The sequence below is a fragment of the Rhizobium sullae genome (assembly GCF_900169785.1).
Classification (GTDB): Bacteria; Pseudomonadota; Alphaproteobacteria; order Rhizobiales; family Rhizobiaceae; genus Rhizobium; species Rhizobium sullae.
The window spans coordinates 51,811-65,091 of sequence record NZ_FWER01000002.1; the positions used below are offsets into that span (position 1 = coordinate 51,811).

Annotated in this window: 13 protein-coding genes; 1 reads left to right on the forward strand and 12 read right to left on the reverse strand. The window is 59.9% G+C overall.

All coding sequences use genetic code 11. The annotated features are described in order from the left end of the window. Window positions 1-2: 2 nt before the first annotated feature. Window positions 3-1,325: a proline--tRNA ligase gene (gene proS, locus BN1800_RS02050; RefSeq protein WP_086994011.1), complete on the reverse strand. Its 1,323-nt coding sequence runs from the start codon at window positions 1,323-1,325 to the stop codon at window positions 3-5. Window positions 1,326-1,917: 592 nt separating this feature from the next. Further along, a complete protein-coding gene (locus BN1800_RS02055) occupies window positions 1,918-2,193 on the reverse strand; it encodes a DUF1467 family protein (RefSeq protein ID WP_027508549.1) in 276 nt (91 codons plus the stop codon). 72 nt (window positions 2,194-2,265) lie between these two features. On the opposite strand from BN1800_RS02055, the gene BN1800_RS40110 reads away from it, so the two are divergent. Continuing rightward, the gene (locus tag BN1800_RS40110) at window positions 2,266-2,610 is read left to right on the forward strand and encodes a hypothetical protein (RefSeq protein WP_143533868.1); all 345 of its coding nucleotides are present in this window, start codon (window positions 2,266-2,268) and stop codon (window positions 2,608-2,610) included. A gap of 170 nt (window positions 2,611-2,780) precedes the next feature. Here BN1800_RS40110 and mce read toward each other — a convergent pair whose 3' ends face one another. The 10 genes from mce to nuoH form a co-directional block, all read right to left on the reverse strand. Beyond that, window positions 2,781-3,185 carry a methylmalonyl-CoA epimerase gene (gene mce / locus BN1800_RS02065; protein ID WP_086994017.1) on the reverse strand — a complete coding sequence of 135 codons (405 nt, stop codon included), beginning with the start codon at window positions 3,183-3,185 and terminating at the stop codon, window positions 2,781-2,783. Window positions 3,186-3,188: 3 nt separating this feature from the next. Then, window positions 3,189-4,859, reverse strand: coding sequence for a ribonuclease J (locus tag BN1800_RS02070; RefSeq protein ID WP_027508546.1), 1,671 nt, complete (start codon window positions 4,857-4,859; stop codon window positions 3,189-3,191). A gap of 8 nt (window positions 4,860-4,867) precedes the next feature. Next, a complete protein-coding gene (locus BN1800_RS02075) occupies window positions 4,868-5,632 on the reverse strand; it encodes a biotin--[acetyl-CoA-carboxylase] ligase (RefSeq protein WP_086994019.1) in 765 nt (254 codons plus the stop codon). Continuing rightward, window positions 5,632-7,077, reverse strand: a complete 1,446-nt coding sequence (nuoN, locus tag BN1800_RS02080) for an NADH-quinone oxidoreductase subunit NuoN (RefSeq protein WP_086994022.1) — start codon at window positions 7,075-7,077, stop codon at window positions 5,632-5,634. Before nuoN ends, BN1800_RS02075 begins: the two co-directional genes overlap by 1 nt. A gap of 18 nt (window positions 7,078-7,095) precedes the next feature. Beyond that, the gene (locus BN1800_RS02085; protein WP_027508543.1) at window positions 7,096-8,607 is read right to left on the reverse strand and encodes an NADH-quinone oxidoreductase subunit M; all 1,512 of its coding nucleotides are present in this window, start codon (window positions 8,605-8,607) and stop codon (window positions 7,096-7,098) included. Beyond that, window positions 8,607-10,607 carry an NADH-quinone oxidoreductase subunit L gene (nuoL, locus tag BN1800_RS02090; protein ID WP_027508542.1) on the reverse strand — a complete coding sequence of 667 codons (2,001 nt, stop codon included), beginning with the start codon at window positions 10,605-10,607 and terminating at the stop codon, window positions 8,607-8,609. Before nuoL ends, BN1800_RS02085 begins: the two co-directional genes overlap by 1 nt. A gap of 7 nt (window positions 10,608-10,614) precedes the next feature. Beyond that, window positions 10,615-10,923, reverse strand: coding sequence for an NADH-quinone oxidoreductase subunit NuoK (gene nuoK, locus BN1800_RS02095; protein ID WP_027508541.1), 309 nt, complete (start codon window positions 10,921-10,923; stop codon window positions 10,615-10,617). Between the two features lie 24 nt (window positions 10,924-10,947). Further along, window positions 10,948-11,562, reverse strand: coding sequence for an NADH-quinone oxidoreductase subunit J (locus BN1800_RS02100; RefSeq protein WP_027508540.1), 615 nt, complete (start codon window positions 11,560-11,562; stop codon window positions 10,948-10,950). A gap of 141 nt (window positions 11,563-11,703) precedes the next feature. Continuing rightward, on the reverse strand, window positions 11,704-12,195 hold the full coding sequence (nuoI, locus tag BN1800_RS02105) for an NADH-quinone oxidoreductase subunit NuoI (RefSeq protein WP_086994024.1): 492 nt from the start codon (window positions 12,193-12,195) through the stop codon (window positions 11,704-11,706). 40 nt (window positions 12,196-12,235) lie between these two features. Continuing rightward, entirely contained in the window at window positions 12,236-13,279 is a 1,044-nt protein-coding gene (nuoH, locus tag BN1800_RS02110) for an NADH-quinone oxidoreductase subunit NuoH (protein ID WP_027508538.1), read from the reverse strand. Window positions 13,280-13,281 lie beyond the last annotated feature (2 nt).

The following is a 13,281-nucleotide window of genomic DNA, read 5'->3' on the forward strand; positions in this document are numbered from 1 at the left end:
CCTTACGCCAAGAGCTTGTTGATCGCCGCGTCGATCGTCATCGTTTCGCGGGCACCGGTCTTGCGGTCCTTGAGTTCCACTTCGCCGTTTGCGACCGCGCGCGGGCCGGCGATGACCTGCACGGGTATGCCGATCAGGTCAGCGGTGGCGAACTTCGTTCCGGCGCGATCATCGGTGTCGTCATAGAGGACGTCCTTGCCGGCCTTCGAAAGTGCCGCGTAGATTTTATTGCAGACGCCGTCGCAGGCGGCATCGCCCGCCTTCATGTTGATTACGATCGCATCGAACGGCGCAACAGAAGCCGGCCAGATGATTCCGTTGTCGTCATGCGATGCTTCGATGATGGCGGGAACAAGGCGGGTCGGCCCGATACCGTAGGAACCCATGTGGACGGTGTGTTCCTTGCCGTCCGGACCCTGCACCTTAGCGCCCATTGGCTCGGAGTATTTGGTGCCGAAATAAAAGATGTGGCCGACCTCGATGCCGCGGGCGGAAAGACGCTCGCCTTCCGGAAGGGCGTTGAACGCAGCTTCGTCGTGCATCTCCGAGGTGGCCGCATAAACAGAGGTCCACTTGTCGAAAATCGCATTCAGGCCGGCGACATCGTCGAAGTCGGTGTCGGCCGGCGGGATATCGAAATTGACGAAATCCTTGTGGCTATAAACTTCGGATTCGCCGGTTTCCGCGAGAATGATGAATTCGTGGCTAAGATCGCCACCGATGGGACCGGTGTCGGCGCGCATCGGAATGGCGCGCAGGCCCAGGCGGTCGAAGGTGCGCAGATAGGCCGCGAACATTTTCTTATAGGAGTGCTCGGCGCCTTCGCGCGTCAGGTCGAAGGAATAGGCGTCCTTCATCATGAACTCGCGCGAGCGCATGGTGCCGAAACGCGGACGGATCTCGTCGCGGAACTTCAGCTGGATGTGATAGAGGTTCAGCGGCAGGTTCTTGTAGGACTTGACGTAGGAACGGAAGATATCCGTCACCATCTCCTCATTCGTCGGTCCATAGAGCATCGGCCGGTCCTGGCGGTCCTTGATGCGCAACATCTCCTTGCCGTAGGCGTCGTAGCGCCCGCTCTCCTGCCAGAGCTCGGCGGACTGCAGCGTCGGCATGGAAAGCTCGATTGCGCCGCTGCGGTTCTGCTCCTCGCGGATAATGGTGTTCACCTTGTCGAGAACGCGCTTGCCTAGCGGCAGCCAGGAATAAATGCCCTGCGATTGCTGGCGGATCATGCCGGCGCGCAGCATCAGCCGGTGGGAGACGATTTCCGCCTCCTTGGGGTTTTCCTTGAGGATAGGCATGAAATAGCGGGACAGTCGCATGACGGATTCCAGAGCAGTTGGGATTCCGCGTCTCATGCGGAATCGACAGCAATCGTTGATATCGGGTGCGTTCATAACCGCTTCGCGGCCGGAAAGAAACCCGCGTGACGCGCGAGCAGCCTATCGTAGACGCAAGTTTGCGGCCGAAAAATGCCAATGCGAAGAAAAGCGGGCGTTTCTAAAGGTTTGCATCAAAATGTTGTCAACAGGAATTTTTTTCTGAAGTGTAGCAAAAATGCAAAAAAAGCTGGTGACAAAGCTTATTCTTTGAGCTAGCTTTAGCTCACAAAACAGGCAGGGAGATTAAATTCCTGTCGAATTCGCGGTCAAGTCTTGGGAGGATCAGATCTTAGGCGCGCTCGTCGCAGCCCCGGCAACGGTTACAGATCACGCGATACTTAAAACAAGGCTTTCAGCCTTGTTTTTTTTTGGTTTTTCGACCTGCTCGTTCGCAGAAAAACCGTCTTCCTTCCCTTACGGCACGTTTCTCATGCCGTAGCGTGAGTTCCATGCAGCAATTCCATGACACGTGCATGACAGCTCCGAAGCCCTCGGAGTTACACATGCCCAAAGTTTGAGCAAAAGCTCCGCCTCACCGGAAGCTTGGGCCTATCTGCGGGAGAGCGTCAAACCCCCAGCCGAAATAGGTCGAGGAGATATACCAGGCGCCGTAGATGACCGCGGAAACGATGGTCGTCAGCGAGAAGGTGAAGAGCGCCCGAAAACGCGTCGGCGCGCTCGGTACGGTGCCGAGAACCACGTCATTGTCCTCCGCCTGCGTGCGCAGGCCGATCGGCAGCACGGCAAAAAGCGTGATCCACCAGACGATGAAATAGACGGCAAAGCCCTGTAGAAAAACCTGCAGCATTCCTGTGTCCTAAGACGCCGTTGCAAACATTGCAACAGACGCGCTTATAGAGCGGAATGGCGGATAGCTCAAATGGTGTCCGGCCGCCTTGCGCAGTCGGTTCGCTCTGCCGCAGCATCAATCTTCATGCAGCGCCCGGTCATAAAGCTCTTTGCATGCTGGGAGCCTATCCGTCAGCCGCCGTGCTTAATTATTTTCTGCAAGCTTGATGTATTGGGTGATGCTGGCCTTCATAAGTCTGTCTGCGTCCGTCGCCGCATTGCCGGCGCGCTGCAGGTTTCGGCGGCCAACGCTTCGCAAGAGTACATAGCGGTCATTCATGCTTTCGCGTCGTATCGTCTGCCAATTGGCGGGATAAATCTCGACCAGCAGCCGGATAAGGCCGCACATTCCAACTGCCGTGTGCCCTTCTCCTGAACTAGGGGCAGTCTTTCTTTCGCCGCCGAAAAGGTGGGGCTCCAGACCACAAGCAACATAGCAAGCAAAATGGCTGCTGAACCTCGCATGTCGATCCCTCTGTTCTTCATGAACGGATAGCACCAAGCACTGAAAGCAACCAAGAGTGGTGGATTCTTAGAGAATTCGCCTCAAATCTGTTCCAACTCGATCAGCGTGCCGAAGAAGTCCTTCGGATGCAGGAAGAGCACGGGCTTTCCATGGGCACCAGTCTGAGGTTCGCCGCTGCCGAGCACCCTTGCCCCTGATTTCACGAGTTGCTCGCGCGCGGCAATGATGTCCGAAACCTCGTAGCAGATGTGGTGCATGCCGCCAGAAGGATTTTTTTCGAGGAAGGCGGCGATCGGCGAATATTCGCCGAGCGGCTCCAGCAGCTCCACCTTCGTGTTCGGCAGTTCCACGAAGACGACGGTGACGCCGTGTTCAGGCAAAACTTGCGGCTGCGAGACCCTGGCGCCCAGGGTATCGCGGTAGCTTGCCGTTGCTGCGGCAAGGTCGGGAACGGCGATGGCTATATGGTTGACGCGGCCGAGCATCGATCAGACCTTTGTGATGAACGCGGTTACGATCGGCTTCTTGCCCCAGGTCTGGTTTGCCGCGGCACGGACTGCGCGGCGCACCGCTTCCTGCATCATGTCGAGGTCCTTGCGGCGGGCACGCGGGATGCTTTCTATGGCGCCGACGACAGCGTCGAAGAGTGTGTCTTCCATTTCGTCGCCCTCGTCGTCATAGTCCGGCAGGCCGATCGCGACGAGATCAGGATCGCCAACGATGTCGTAGCGGCTGTCGATCACGACGTTGACCGCGACGTGGCCGACATAGGAAAGCTTCTTCCGATCGCCGATGCCCATCTCATCGAAATCGCCGATCAGCGAGCCGTCCTTGTAGATACGCCCGTGCGGCGCCTCGTCGATGACTTCGACCGGACCGGGCGCAAGCCGCAGGATGTCGCCGTTGCGCACGCGCGGCACGATGCCGATGCCGGATTGTTCCGCCAGCTCCTTATGGGCCGACAGATGTATCGCCTCGCCGTGCACGGGCACGACAATCTTCGGACGCGTCAGCTCGTACATCTTCTGCAGCTCGTTGCGGCGCGGATGGCCGGAGACGTGAACGAGGGCTTCGTTGTCGGTGATGACGTGCACGCCCTGCTCCGTCAGGCCGTTCTTGATATCCTGGATCGCCTTCTCGTTGCCGGGAATGGCGCGGGAGGAGAAGACGACGATATCGCCGGCGGCAAGCGCCACGTTGCGCATCTCGTCGCGCGACAGCTTGGCAAGCGCGGCGCGCGGCTCGCCCTGGCTGCCGGTCAGGATGACCACAACCTTGTCGCGCGGAATGTAGCCGTATTCGTCCTCGGAGATGAAGGGCTTTACGCCTTCCATCAGGCCAACATCACGCGAAACGTCGACGACGCGCTTCAGCGAGCTTCCGAGCAGCAACACCTCACGGCCCGCGGCTTCGGCGGCCTCAGCAATAGTGCGGATACGGCCGACGTTCGACGAGAAGCTGGTGATTGCCACCCGACCTTCGGCATTCTCGATGATCCTGCTCAGGCTTTCCGAAACGTCCCTTTCGGACGGCGAGACGCCGTCGCGCAGCGCGTTGGTGGAATCGCACATCAGTGCCAGCACGCCTTCGTCGCCGAGCTGGCGGAAGCGGGTCTCGTCGGTCAGCGGCCCGAGCGACGGTTCGTGATCGATCTTCCAGTCGCCGGTGTGGATCACATTGCCGAGCGGCGTGCGGATCATCAGCGACATCGGCTCTGGAATCGAGTGATTGACGGCCACGCCTTCGATGCTGAAGGGACCGGCATTGATCGTATCGCCCGCCTTGAACATCGTCACGGGCACTTCGCCGATCGCATCCTTCTCGAAATTGCGCTTAGCCTCGAGCAGGCCCGCGGTGAAGGGCGAGCCGTAGACGGGAACATTCAGGCCCGGCCAGAGATCGGCCAACGCACCGTAGTGATCCTCATGCGCATGCGTGATGATGATCGCCTTGAGGTTCTTGCGCTCGGCGGCGAGAAAGCGAATGTCGGGCAGCACCAGATCGACGCCCGGGAGATCCGGACCGGGGAAGGTGACGCCGCAATCGACCATGATCCACTGGCGGTTTCCCGCCGGGCCGTAACCGTACAGCGCGAGATTCATGCCGATCTCGCCGACACCGCCCAAGGGCAGAAATACCAGTTCGTCCTGCTTAGCCATAAGCTCCACTATCCAAAAAATACATCCCCGGCGGCAATCCGCATCATCTTGCCCGCGCCGGTTTCGAGCATCAACACGCCATTATCATCAATCCCGGCGAATTGTCCGGAAATCGAGCGGTCCGGCAGGTTGACCGTGATCTTTTCGCCGATGCCGCAGGCCACATCTCGCCAGCGGGCGGCGATCTCGCGAACGCCGCGCCCCTCGTTCCAGATATCGAGCACCTCGGCCATCGAAGCGAAGAGATGGGCGAAAAGTTCCTCGGGGGCGGCGGTACTTCCCTCTTGGCGCAGGCAAGTCACCGGGTAGAGCGGATTGTCGGGCATGACCGAAACGTTGATGCCGATGCCGATCACCAGCGCATAGCGCCCATCCGCAAGCTTTTCACCTTCGACGAGGATCCCGCAGGTCTTCCTGCGCCCGATCAGGATATCATTCGGCCATTTCACCTCAAGCGGTGCAGCGCCGGGCGGCAGAACCATGCGGATCGCTCGATGCACGGCAACGGCGATCGCCAGCGGGAGCGACGAAAGACGCTCCATCGGCGCCGGATCGATCAAGAGAAGGGAGGCGTAAAGATTGCCGCGTTCCGAAGCCCAGGTGCGGCCGCGGCGGCCACGGCCGCTCGTCTGCTTCTGCGCGGTCACCCACAGGAAACCGCCGTCCCCTGCCCTAGCGCGGGCAAGGCATTCGCTGTTGGTGGATGATGTCTCCGACAGCGCCTCGTGCCGGAAATCGCCGAGCGATATCCGGCGCCGCGCGGGAGACATCATCAAAAGAGCGTCGCAGCCGCGAGTTCGGCCGCCCCGCCGATCGGCCCGCCGATGACGACATAGGCAAGAACGAACAGCCCGGAAAGGCCGAAGACGAGGCGAAGCGGACCCGAAACGCGGGCAAACTCATCCGTCGCCTCATCGAACCACATCAGCTTGATGACACGCAGATAATAGTAGGCGCCGACGACCGATGCGAGAACGCCGATGATGGCGAGGGCATAGAGCTTGGCTTCGATGGCGGCGACGAAGACGAAATACTTCGCGAAGAAGCCTGCAAGCGGCGGAATGCCGGCGAGCGAGAACATCAGGATCGTCAGCACCGTCGCCATGAAGGGGTTCGTGCTGGAAAGACCTGCCAGATCGTCGACGGCTTCGACGATCGTGCCGTCCTTGCGGCGCATCGACATGATGATCGCAAACGAGCCGAGCGTCATGACCATGTAGATGACCATGTAAAGCATGACGCCAGTCACACCCGTCTGGTTGCCGGCGGCAAGGCCGACGAGCGCGTAGCCCATGTGACCGATCGAGGAATAGGCCATCAGCCGCTTGATGTTCCGCTGACCGATGGCGGCGAAGGCGCCGAGCAGCATCGAAGCGATCGAGATGAAGACCACGACCTGCTGCCAGTCGGCAGCGACCGGCTGGAAGGCGGTGATGACGATACGCGTCATCATGGCCATGGCGGCAACCTTCGGCGCGCTAGCCAGAAAGGCGGTGACCGGGGTCGGCGCACCTTCGTAGACGTCCGGCGTCCACATGTGGAAGGGAACGGCCGAGATCTTGAAGGCGATGCCTGCGAGGATGAAGACCAGACCGAAGACCAGGCCGAGCGAGCGGGCGCCTTCAGCGGACAGCGCCTGGGCGATATCGGCGAAATGCGTGTGGCCGGTGAAGCCGTAGACCAGCGACATGCCGTAGAGCAGCAAGCCCGAGGAAAGAGCGCCTAGAACGAAATACTTGAGACCCGCTTCCGTGGACTTCAGGTTTTCCCGGTTGATCGCCGCCACGACGTAGATCGCCAGCGACTGCAACTCGAGGCCGAGATAGAGGGCGATCAGGTCGTTTGCCGAGATCATCAGCATGATGCCGAGCGTGCAGAGCACGAGCAGGACCGGAAACTCGAACTTGTCGAGCTGGTTTTCCCTGGCAAGGCCGATCGACATGAAGAGCGCCGCGAAGGAGCCGACGAGCGCGGTGATCTTCATGAAGCGGGAGAAGCCGTCCGCCTGGTAGACGCCGCCATAAGCAAGGCCATCGCCGGGCACGAAGATCAGCCACAGCGCCGAAGCCGCAAACAGGATCAGCGCTAGAACGCTCACCATGCGGCCCGACCGCTCGCCCGCAAAGACGCCGATCATGAGCAGGACAAGGGCGCCGACCGCGAGGATGATCTCCGGCGCGGAAAGATACAGGCTTGCGAGAATGGTTTCAGCGGTCATGTGCAAAAAGTCCCGTCATCATTTCATCGACAGCGCAACGTCGTGCGCGGCGTTTACAGCGGCCGTATAGTTGTTCACCAGCAGGTCCACGGAAGCGGCGGTCGCATCGAAGACCGGGGCTGGATAGACGCCGAAGAAGATCGTCAGCGCCACCAGCGGATAGAGGATCATCTGCTCGCGCGGCGAAAGATCGAGAAGCGCCTTCAGCTTTTCCTTCTCCAGCGCGCCGAAGATCACGCGGCGATAGAGCCAGAGAGCGTAGGCCGCCGATAGGATCACGCCGGTTGCAGCGAAGAGCGCTACCCACGTATTGACCCGGAAGACGCCGATCAGCGTCAGGAATTCGCCGATGAAGCCCGAGGTGCCCGGAAGGCCGACATTCGCCATGGTGAAGACCATGAGGGCCACGGCATATTTCGGCATGTTGTTGACCAGCCCGCCATAGGCCACGATCTCGCGGGTATGGGTGCGGTCATAGATGACGCCGACGCAGAGGAAGAGCGCGCCGGAGACGATGCCGTGCGACAGCATCTGGAAGATGGAGCCTTGCACGCCCTGCATGTTCGCCGCGAAGACGCCCATGGTGACGTAGCCCATGTGGGCCACCGAGGAATAGGCGATCAGCTTCTTGATATCGTCCTGCATCATCGCGACGAGCGAGGTATAGATGATGGCAATGACCGACAGGGCGAAGACCAGCGGCGCAAAGAAATCGGACGCGACCGGGAACATGCCGAGCGAGAAACGGATGAGCCCGTAGCCGCCGAGCTTCAGCAGCACGCCTGCCAGGATGACGGAACCAGCCGTCGGCGCCTGGACGTGCGCATCCGGCAGCCAGGTGTGAACCGGCCACATCGGCATCTTGACGGCAAAGGAGGCGAAGAAGGCAAGCCACAGCCAGGTCTGCATGGCCGGCGGGAACTTGTAGGCGAGCAGCGCGGAAATATCCGTCGTGCCGGCCTGCCAGTACATCGCCATGATCGCGAGCAGCATCAGCACGGAGCCGAGCAGCGTATAGAGGAAGAACTTGTAGCTCGCGTAAACGCGGTCCTTGCCACCCCAGACGCCGATGATGAGGAACATCGGAATGAGGCCGGCTTCGAAGAAGACGTAGAAAAGCACGATATCAAGCGATACGAAGACGCCGACCATCATCACTTCAAGGATGAGGAAGGCGATCATGTATTCCTTCAGGCGCTTCTCGATGGAGAGCCAGCTCGCCAGAATGCAGAAGGGCATGAGGACCGTCGTTAGGATGACGAACAGCATCGAGATGCCGTCGACTCCTACGTGATAGCCGATGCCGGTGCCGAGCCAACCGTGCTTCTCGATCATCTGGAAGCCCGGATTCGCATTGTCGAAGCCGATCCAGATGAACAGCGAAACGATGAACGTGACGATGGTCGTGACCAACGAGATGTTGAGCACGTTGCGCCGGCCGCTCGGGCCGTTTTCGTTCATCAGCAGCAGAAGCACCACGCCGACGAGCGGCAGGAAGGTGACCGTTGAAAGAATGGGCCAATCGGTCATCAGAAGGAACTCCCGAGCATCATCCAGGTAACGAGTGCGGCAATGCCGATCAGCATCGCGAAGGCATAGTGATAGAGGTAACCGGTCTGCAGGCGGACGACGCGATTGGTGACGTCGACGACGCGGGCGGCAACGCCGTTCGGGCCGTAAGCGTCGATGACGCCGATATCACCCTTCTTCCACAGGAAGCGGCCGAGCGCCTTGGCGGAACGGACGAAGAGGAAATCGTAGAGCTCGTCGAAGTACCACTTGTTGAGCAGGAATTGATAGAGCACGCGGTGCTGCTGCGCCAGAACACGGGGCGTCGAGGGCGACTGGATATACAAGTACCAGGCCGTGACGAAGCCGAGGAGCATCGCAATGAAGGGGCTGAGCGCCACCCAGGCCGGAACGTGGTGGAATTCTTCCAGCAATTCATTCTCGGCACCGGTGAAGAGCGCGCCCTTCCAGAACTCCGCATAGTCGTGGCCGTAGAAGTAGCCTTCGAACACGACACCCGAGAGAACCGCGCCGATCGCCAGAAGGTAGAGCGGCACGAGCATGACCTGCGGCGATTCGTGGACGTGGTGCATCACCTCGTGGGAAGCACGCGGGGTGCCGAAGAAAGTGAGGAACGCCAGGCGCCAGGAATAGAAGCTCGTGAACAGAGCCGCGATCACCAGCAGCGTGAAGGCAAAGCCTGCGACCGGCGAATGCGAGGCGTAGGTCGCTTCAATGATCACGTCCTTCGAGAAGAAGCCCGCGAAGCCGATCGGGGTAAACGGAATGCCAACGCCGGTGAGCGCCAGCGTGCCTATTGTCATCATCCAGAAGGTGACTGGGATGTGGGTGCGAAGGCCGCCCATGTAGCGCATGTCCTGCTCGCCATCGACGGCATGGATTACCGAGCCGGCGCCGAGGAAGAGCAACGCCTTGAAGAAGGCGTGCGTGAAGAGGTGGAAGATCGCCGCGCCGTAGGCCCCTACTCCCAGGGCCACGAACATGTAGCCGAGCTGCGAGCAGGTCGAATAGGCGATGACGCGCTTGATGTCGTTCTGCACGAGACCGACGGTCGCCGCGAAGAAGGCGGTTATCGCACCGATGGAGGTGACGAAGACCAGCGCATCGGGCGACAGTTCGAAGAGCGGTGACATGCGGGCGACGAGGAAGACGCCGGCGGTGACCATGGTTGCGGCATGGATGAGCGCCGAAACCGGGGTCGGGCCTTCCATGGCGTCTGGCAGCCAGGTGTGCAGCAGGAACTGCGCCGACTTGCCCATCGCGCCCATGAAGAGCAGCAGGCAAATGCCGGTCAGCGCATGCGCCTTGTCAAGCTGCATGCCGAAGAGGTTGAGGACGACATCGCCCGCCGCTTCGGCGCCTTCTTGCGGCGCGAAGCTCGAGGCATTGGCGAAAATCGTGTCGAGGTTGATCGAACCGAAGAGAACGAAAATACCCGCAATACCAAGCACGAAGCCGAAGTCGCCGACGCGGTTGACGACGAAGGCCTTGATGGCGGCCGCGTTTGCCGACGGCTTCTTGTACCAGAAACCGATAAGCAGATACGAGGCCAGACCCACGCCTTCCCAGCCGAAGAACATCTGGGCGAGGTTATCGGAGGTCACCAGCATCAGCATAGCGAAGGTGAAAAGCGAGAGATAGGCGAAGAAGCGCGGGCGATGCGGATCATGATGCATGTATCCGATCGAGTAGACGTGCACCAGCGTCGAGACCGTATTGACGACGATCAGCATGACGGAGGTGAGCGTGTCGACACGCAGCGACCAGGAAGCATCGATGCCACCGGACTGGATCCAGCGCAGAACCTCGACCTTGATCGGTCCGCCTTCGAGATGGCCCATGCCGACGGTAACGAAGACGTACCAGGACAGGACGGCAGCGACGATCATCAGACCGCAGGTGACGTATTCCGATGCCTTGGCGCCGATCGCACGACCGAAGAGGCCGGCTATGATCGCGCCGATCAAGGGAAGAAAGACGATAGCCTTATAGAGGAACATGAGCCGCTCAGCCCTTCATCATATTGACGTCTTCGACCGCGATCGAGCCGCGGTTGCGGTAGAAGACAACAAGAATTGCAAGACCGATCGCCGCTTCAGCCGCAGCAACCGTCAGAATGAACAATGCGAAAACCTGGCCGACGATATCGTTCAGGAACGACGAGAAAGCGACCATGTTGATGTTGACCGAAAGCAGGATAAGTTCGACCGACATCAGTATGATGATGACGTTCTTTCGATTGAGGAAGATGCCGAAAATGCCAATCGTGAAGAGGATGGCACTGACCGTCAGGTAGTGGGAAAGACCGATGACCATGTTCTTTGTTCCTTATCCCTGCCTTTAGAGGCCCTGCCCCGGCTTGACCGTGACCACCTCGACGGCGGTCGCAGGGGTGCGGGCAACCTGCCTCGGAATATTCTGCCGCTTGATGTTGGTGCGGTGCCTCAGCGTCAGCACGATCGCACCGATCATGGCGACGAGAAGGATCAGGCCGGCGATTTGGAAGAAGTAGATGTAATTCGTATAGAGCACGTCGCCGAGAGCGGCGGTATTGGTGCGCTCGGTGATGGCCGGGATCGGCATCGCGACAGTCTTTGCCACTTCCGGAGAGATCACGCTGCCGCCAACGACGACGATGAGTTCGGCCGCAAGAACCAGACCGATCAGGCCGCCGATCGGGGCGTATTCCAGAACGCCCGCGCGTAGCTCCGTGAAGTCGATGTCGAGCATCATGACCACGAAGAGGAAGAGGACCGCGACCGCGCCGACATAGACGACGAGCAGGATCATCGCCAGGAACTCGGCGCCGAGCAGCAGGAAGAGGCCCGCGGCATTGAAGAAGGTCACGATGAGGAAGAGAACCGAATGAACCGGATTCTTCGCCGAGATGACCATGAACGCCGACGCTACCGCGACAAAGGCGAAAAGATAGAAAAATAGAGCCTGCAGACCCATGTTGGTGCCTTTTTCATCTTACCCCGGGCAGCCGGGAGGTTCCCTGCCCGATGAAGCTTCGCAAGACGTCAAGCCAGCAAAGCTCCGGTGCATGTTGACCGCGGGAGGCGAGTGCCCGCCGCGCGGCATTTCCAATTCCAATCAGCGGTACGGCGCGTCGATCGCCATGTTGCGGGCGATTTCGCGTTCCCACCGGTCGCCATTGTCCAGAAGCCGCTGCTTGTCAAAATAAAGCTCTTCGCGGGTTTCCGTGGCGAATTCGAAATTCGGGCCTTCGACGATCGCATCGACCGGGCATGCCTCCTGGCAGAAGCCGCAATAGATGCACTTCACCATATCGATGTCGTAGCGCACCGTGCGGCGGGTGCCGTCGTTGCGGCGGGGACCTGCTTCAATGGTGATCGCCTGAGCGGGACAGATCGCTTCGCAAAGCTTGCAGGCGATGCAGCGCTCTTCGCCGTTCGGGTAACGGCGCAGCGCATGTTCACCGCGGAAGCGCGGGCTGACCGGACCTTTTTCGAAAGGATAATTGATCGTCGCCTTCTGGCGGAAGAAATAACGCATCGACAAGACGAATGCGCCGACGAATTCCTTGAGGAACAGCGAGCTGACGGCGTTGGACAAGCTTGCCATTTTCAACCTCCAAATTTGCTGGAAACGAGAGCGGGCGTCATCATGCCCATCCCATCAGTTTCAGCACGAATGCAACGATGACGACCATAGCGAGCGATAGCGGAAGGAAGACCTTCCAGCCGAGGCGCATCAGTTGGTCGTAGCGGTAGCGCGGCACGAAGGCTTTGACCATCGCGAACATGAAGAACACCAGGCAGGCCTTCAGCGTGAACCAGATGATGCCCGGCACCCAATTCAGGAACCAAACGTCAACCGGGGGCAGCCAGCCGCCGAGGAAGAGGATCGTCGTCAGCGCGCACATCAGGCAGACGGCCGCATATTCGCCGAGCATGAACATCATGTACGGCGAGGAGCCGTATTCGACCATGAAGCCGGCGACCAGTTCCGATTCCGCTTCCGGAAGATCGAAGGGCGGACGGTTTGTTTCGGCAAGGGCGGAAACAAAGAAGATGATGAACACCGGGAACAGCGCCAGCCAGTGCCAGTCGAGGAAGGACGCCGGCAGGCCGAGCATCGTTCCAAGGCCGTCATGCTGCGCATTGACGATGTCGGTCAGGTTCAGCGAGCCGACGCAAAGCAGGACGGTGACGATGACGAATCCGATCGAGACTTCGTAGGAAACCATCTGCGCAGCAGAACGGAGCGCACCGAGGAACGGATACTTCGAGTTCGAAGCCCAGCCGCCCATGATGATACCGTAGACCTCAAGCGAGGCGATCGCGAAGATATAGAGGATGCCGACATTGATGTCGGCAATCACCCAGCCATCCGCGAGCGGCACGACCGCCCAAGTGGAAAGTGCCAGAAGCACGGCGACGAGCGGCGCAAGTAGGAAGACGACCTTGTTTGCGCCCGCCGGAATGACCGGCTCCTTGAAGACGAACTTCAAAAGGTCGGCGAAGGATTGGAACAGGCCGAAAGGGCCGACGACATTCGGGCCGCGGCGAAGCTGCACTGCCGCCCAAATCTTGCGGTCGGCAAGGAGCACGTAGGCGATGAAGACCAGAAGGCAGACCAGCAGGAGAAGCGACTGGCCGACCATGATAATCCCCGGCCAGACATATGTGGAAAAGAAAGAGTCCATCG

Bases quoted from the DNA above. Each gene is read 5' to 3' on its own strand.
- proS (WP_086994011.1), bottom strand. From the start codon at position 1,325: ATGCGACTGTCCCGCTATTTCATGCCTATCCTCAAGGAAAACCCCAAG.
- BN1800_RS02055 (WP_027508549.1), bottom strand. From the start codon at position 2,193: ATGCTGCAGGTTTTTCTACAGGGCTTTGCCGTCTATTTCATCGTCTGG.
- BN1800_RS40110 (WP_143533868.1), top strand. From the start codon at position 2,266: ATGGTGTCCGGCCGCCTTGCGCAGTCGGTTCGCTCTGCCGCAGCATCA.
- mce (WP_086994017.1), bottom strand. From the start codon at position 3,185: ATGCTCGGCCGCGTCAACCATATAGCCATCGCCGTTCCCGACCTTGCC.
- BN1800_RS02070 (WP_027508546.1), bottom strand. From the start codon at position 4,859: ATGGCTAAGCAGGACGAACTGGTATTTCTGCCCTTGGGCGGTGTCGGC.
- BN1800_RS02075 (WP_086994019.1), bottom strand. From the start codon at position 5,632: ATGATGTCTCCCGCGCGGCGCCGGATATCGCTCGGCGATTTCCGGCAC.
- nuoN (WP_086994022.1), bottom strand. From the start codon at position 7,077: ATGACCGCTGAAACCATTCTCGCAAGCCTGTATCTTTCCGCGCCGGAG.
- BN1800_RS02085 (WP_027508543.1), bottom strand. From the start codon at position 8,607: ATGACCGATTGGCCCATTCTTTCAACGGTCACCTTCCTGCCGCTCGTC.
- nuoL (WP_027508542.1), bottom strand. From the start codon at position 10,607: ATGTTCCTCTATAAGGCTATCGTCTTTCTTCCCTTGATCGGCGCGATC.
- nuoK (WP_027508541.1), bottom strand. From the start codon at position 10,923: ATGGTCATCGGTCTTTCCCACTACCTGACGGTCAGTGCCATCCTCTTC.
- BN1800_RS02100 (WP_027508540.1), bottom strand. From the start codon at position 11,562: ATGGGTCTGCAGGCTCTATTTTTCTATCTTTTCGCCTTTGTCGCGGTA.
- nuoI (WP_086994024.1), bottom strand. From the start codon at position 12,195: ATGGCAAGCTTGTCCAACGCCGTCAGCTCGCTGTTCCTCAAGGAATTC.
- nuoH (WP_027508538.1), bottom strand. From the start codon at position 13,279: ATGGACTCTTTCTTTTCCACATATGTCTGGCCGGGGATTATCATGGTC.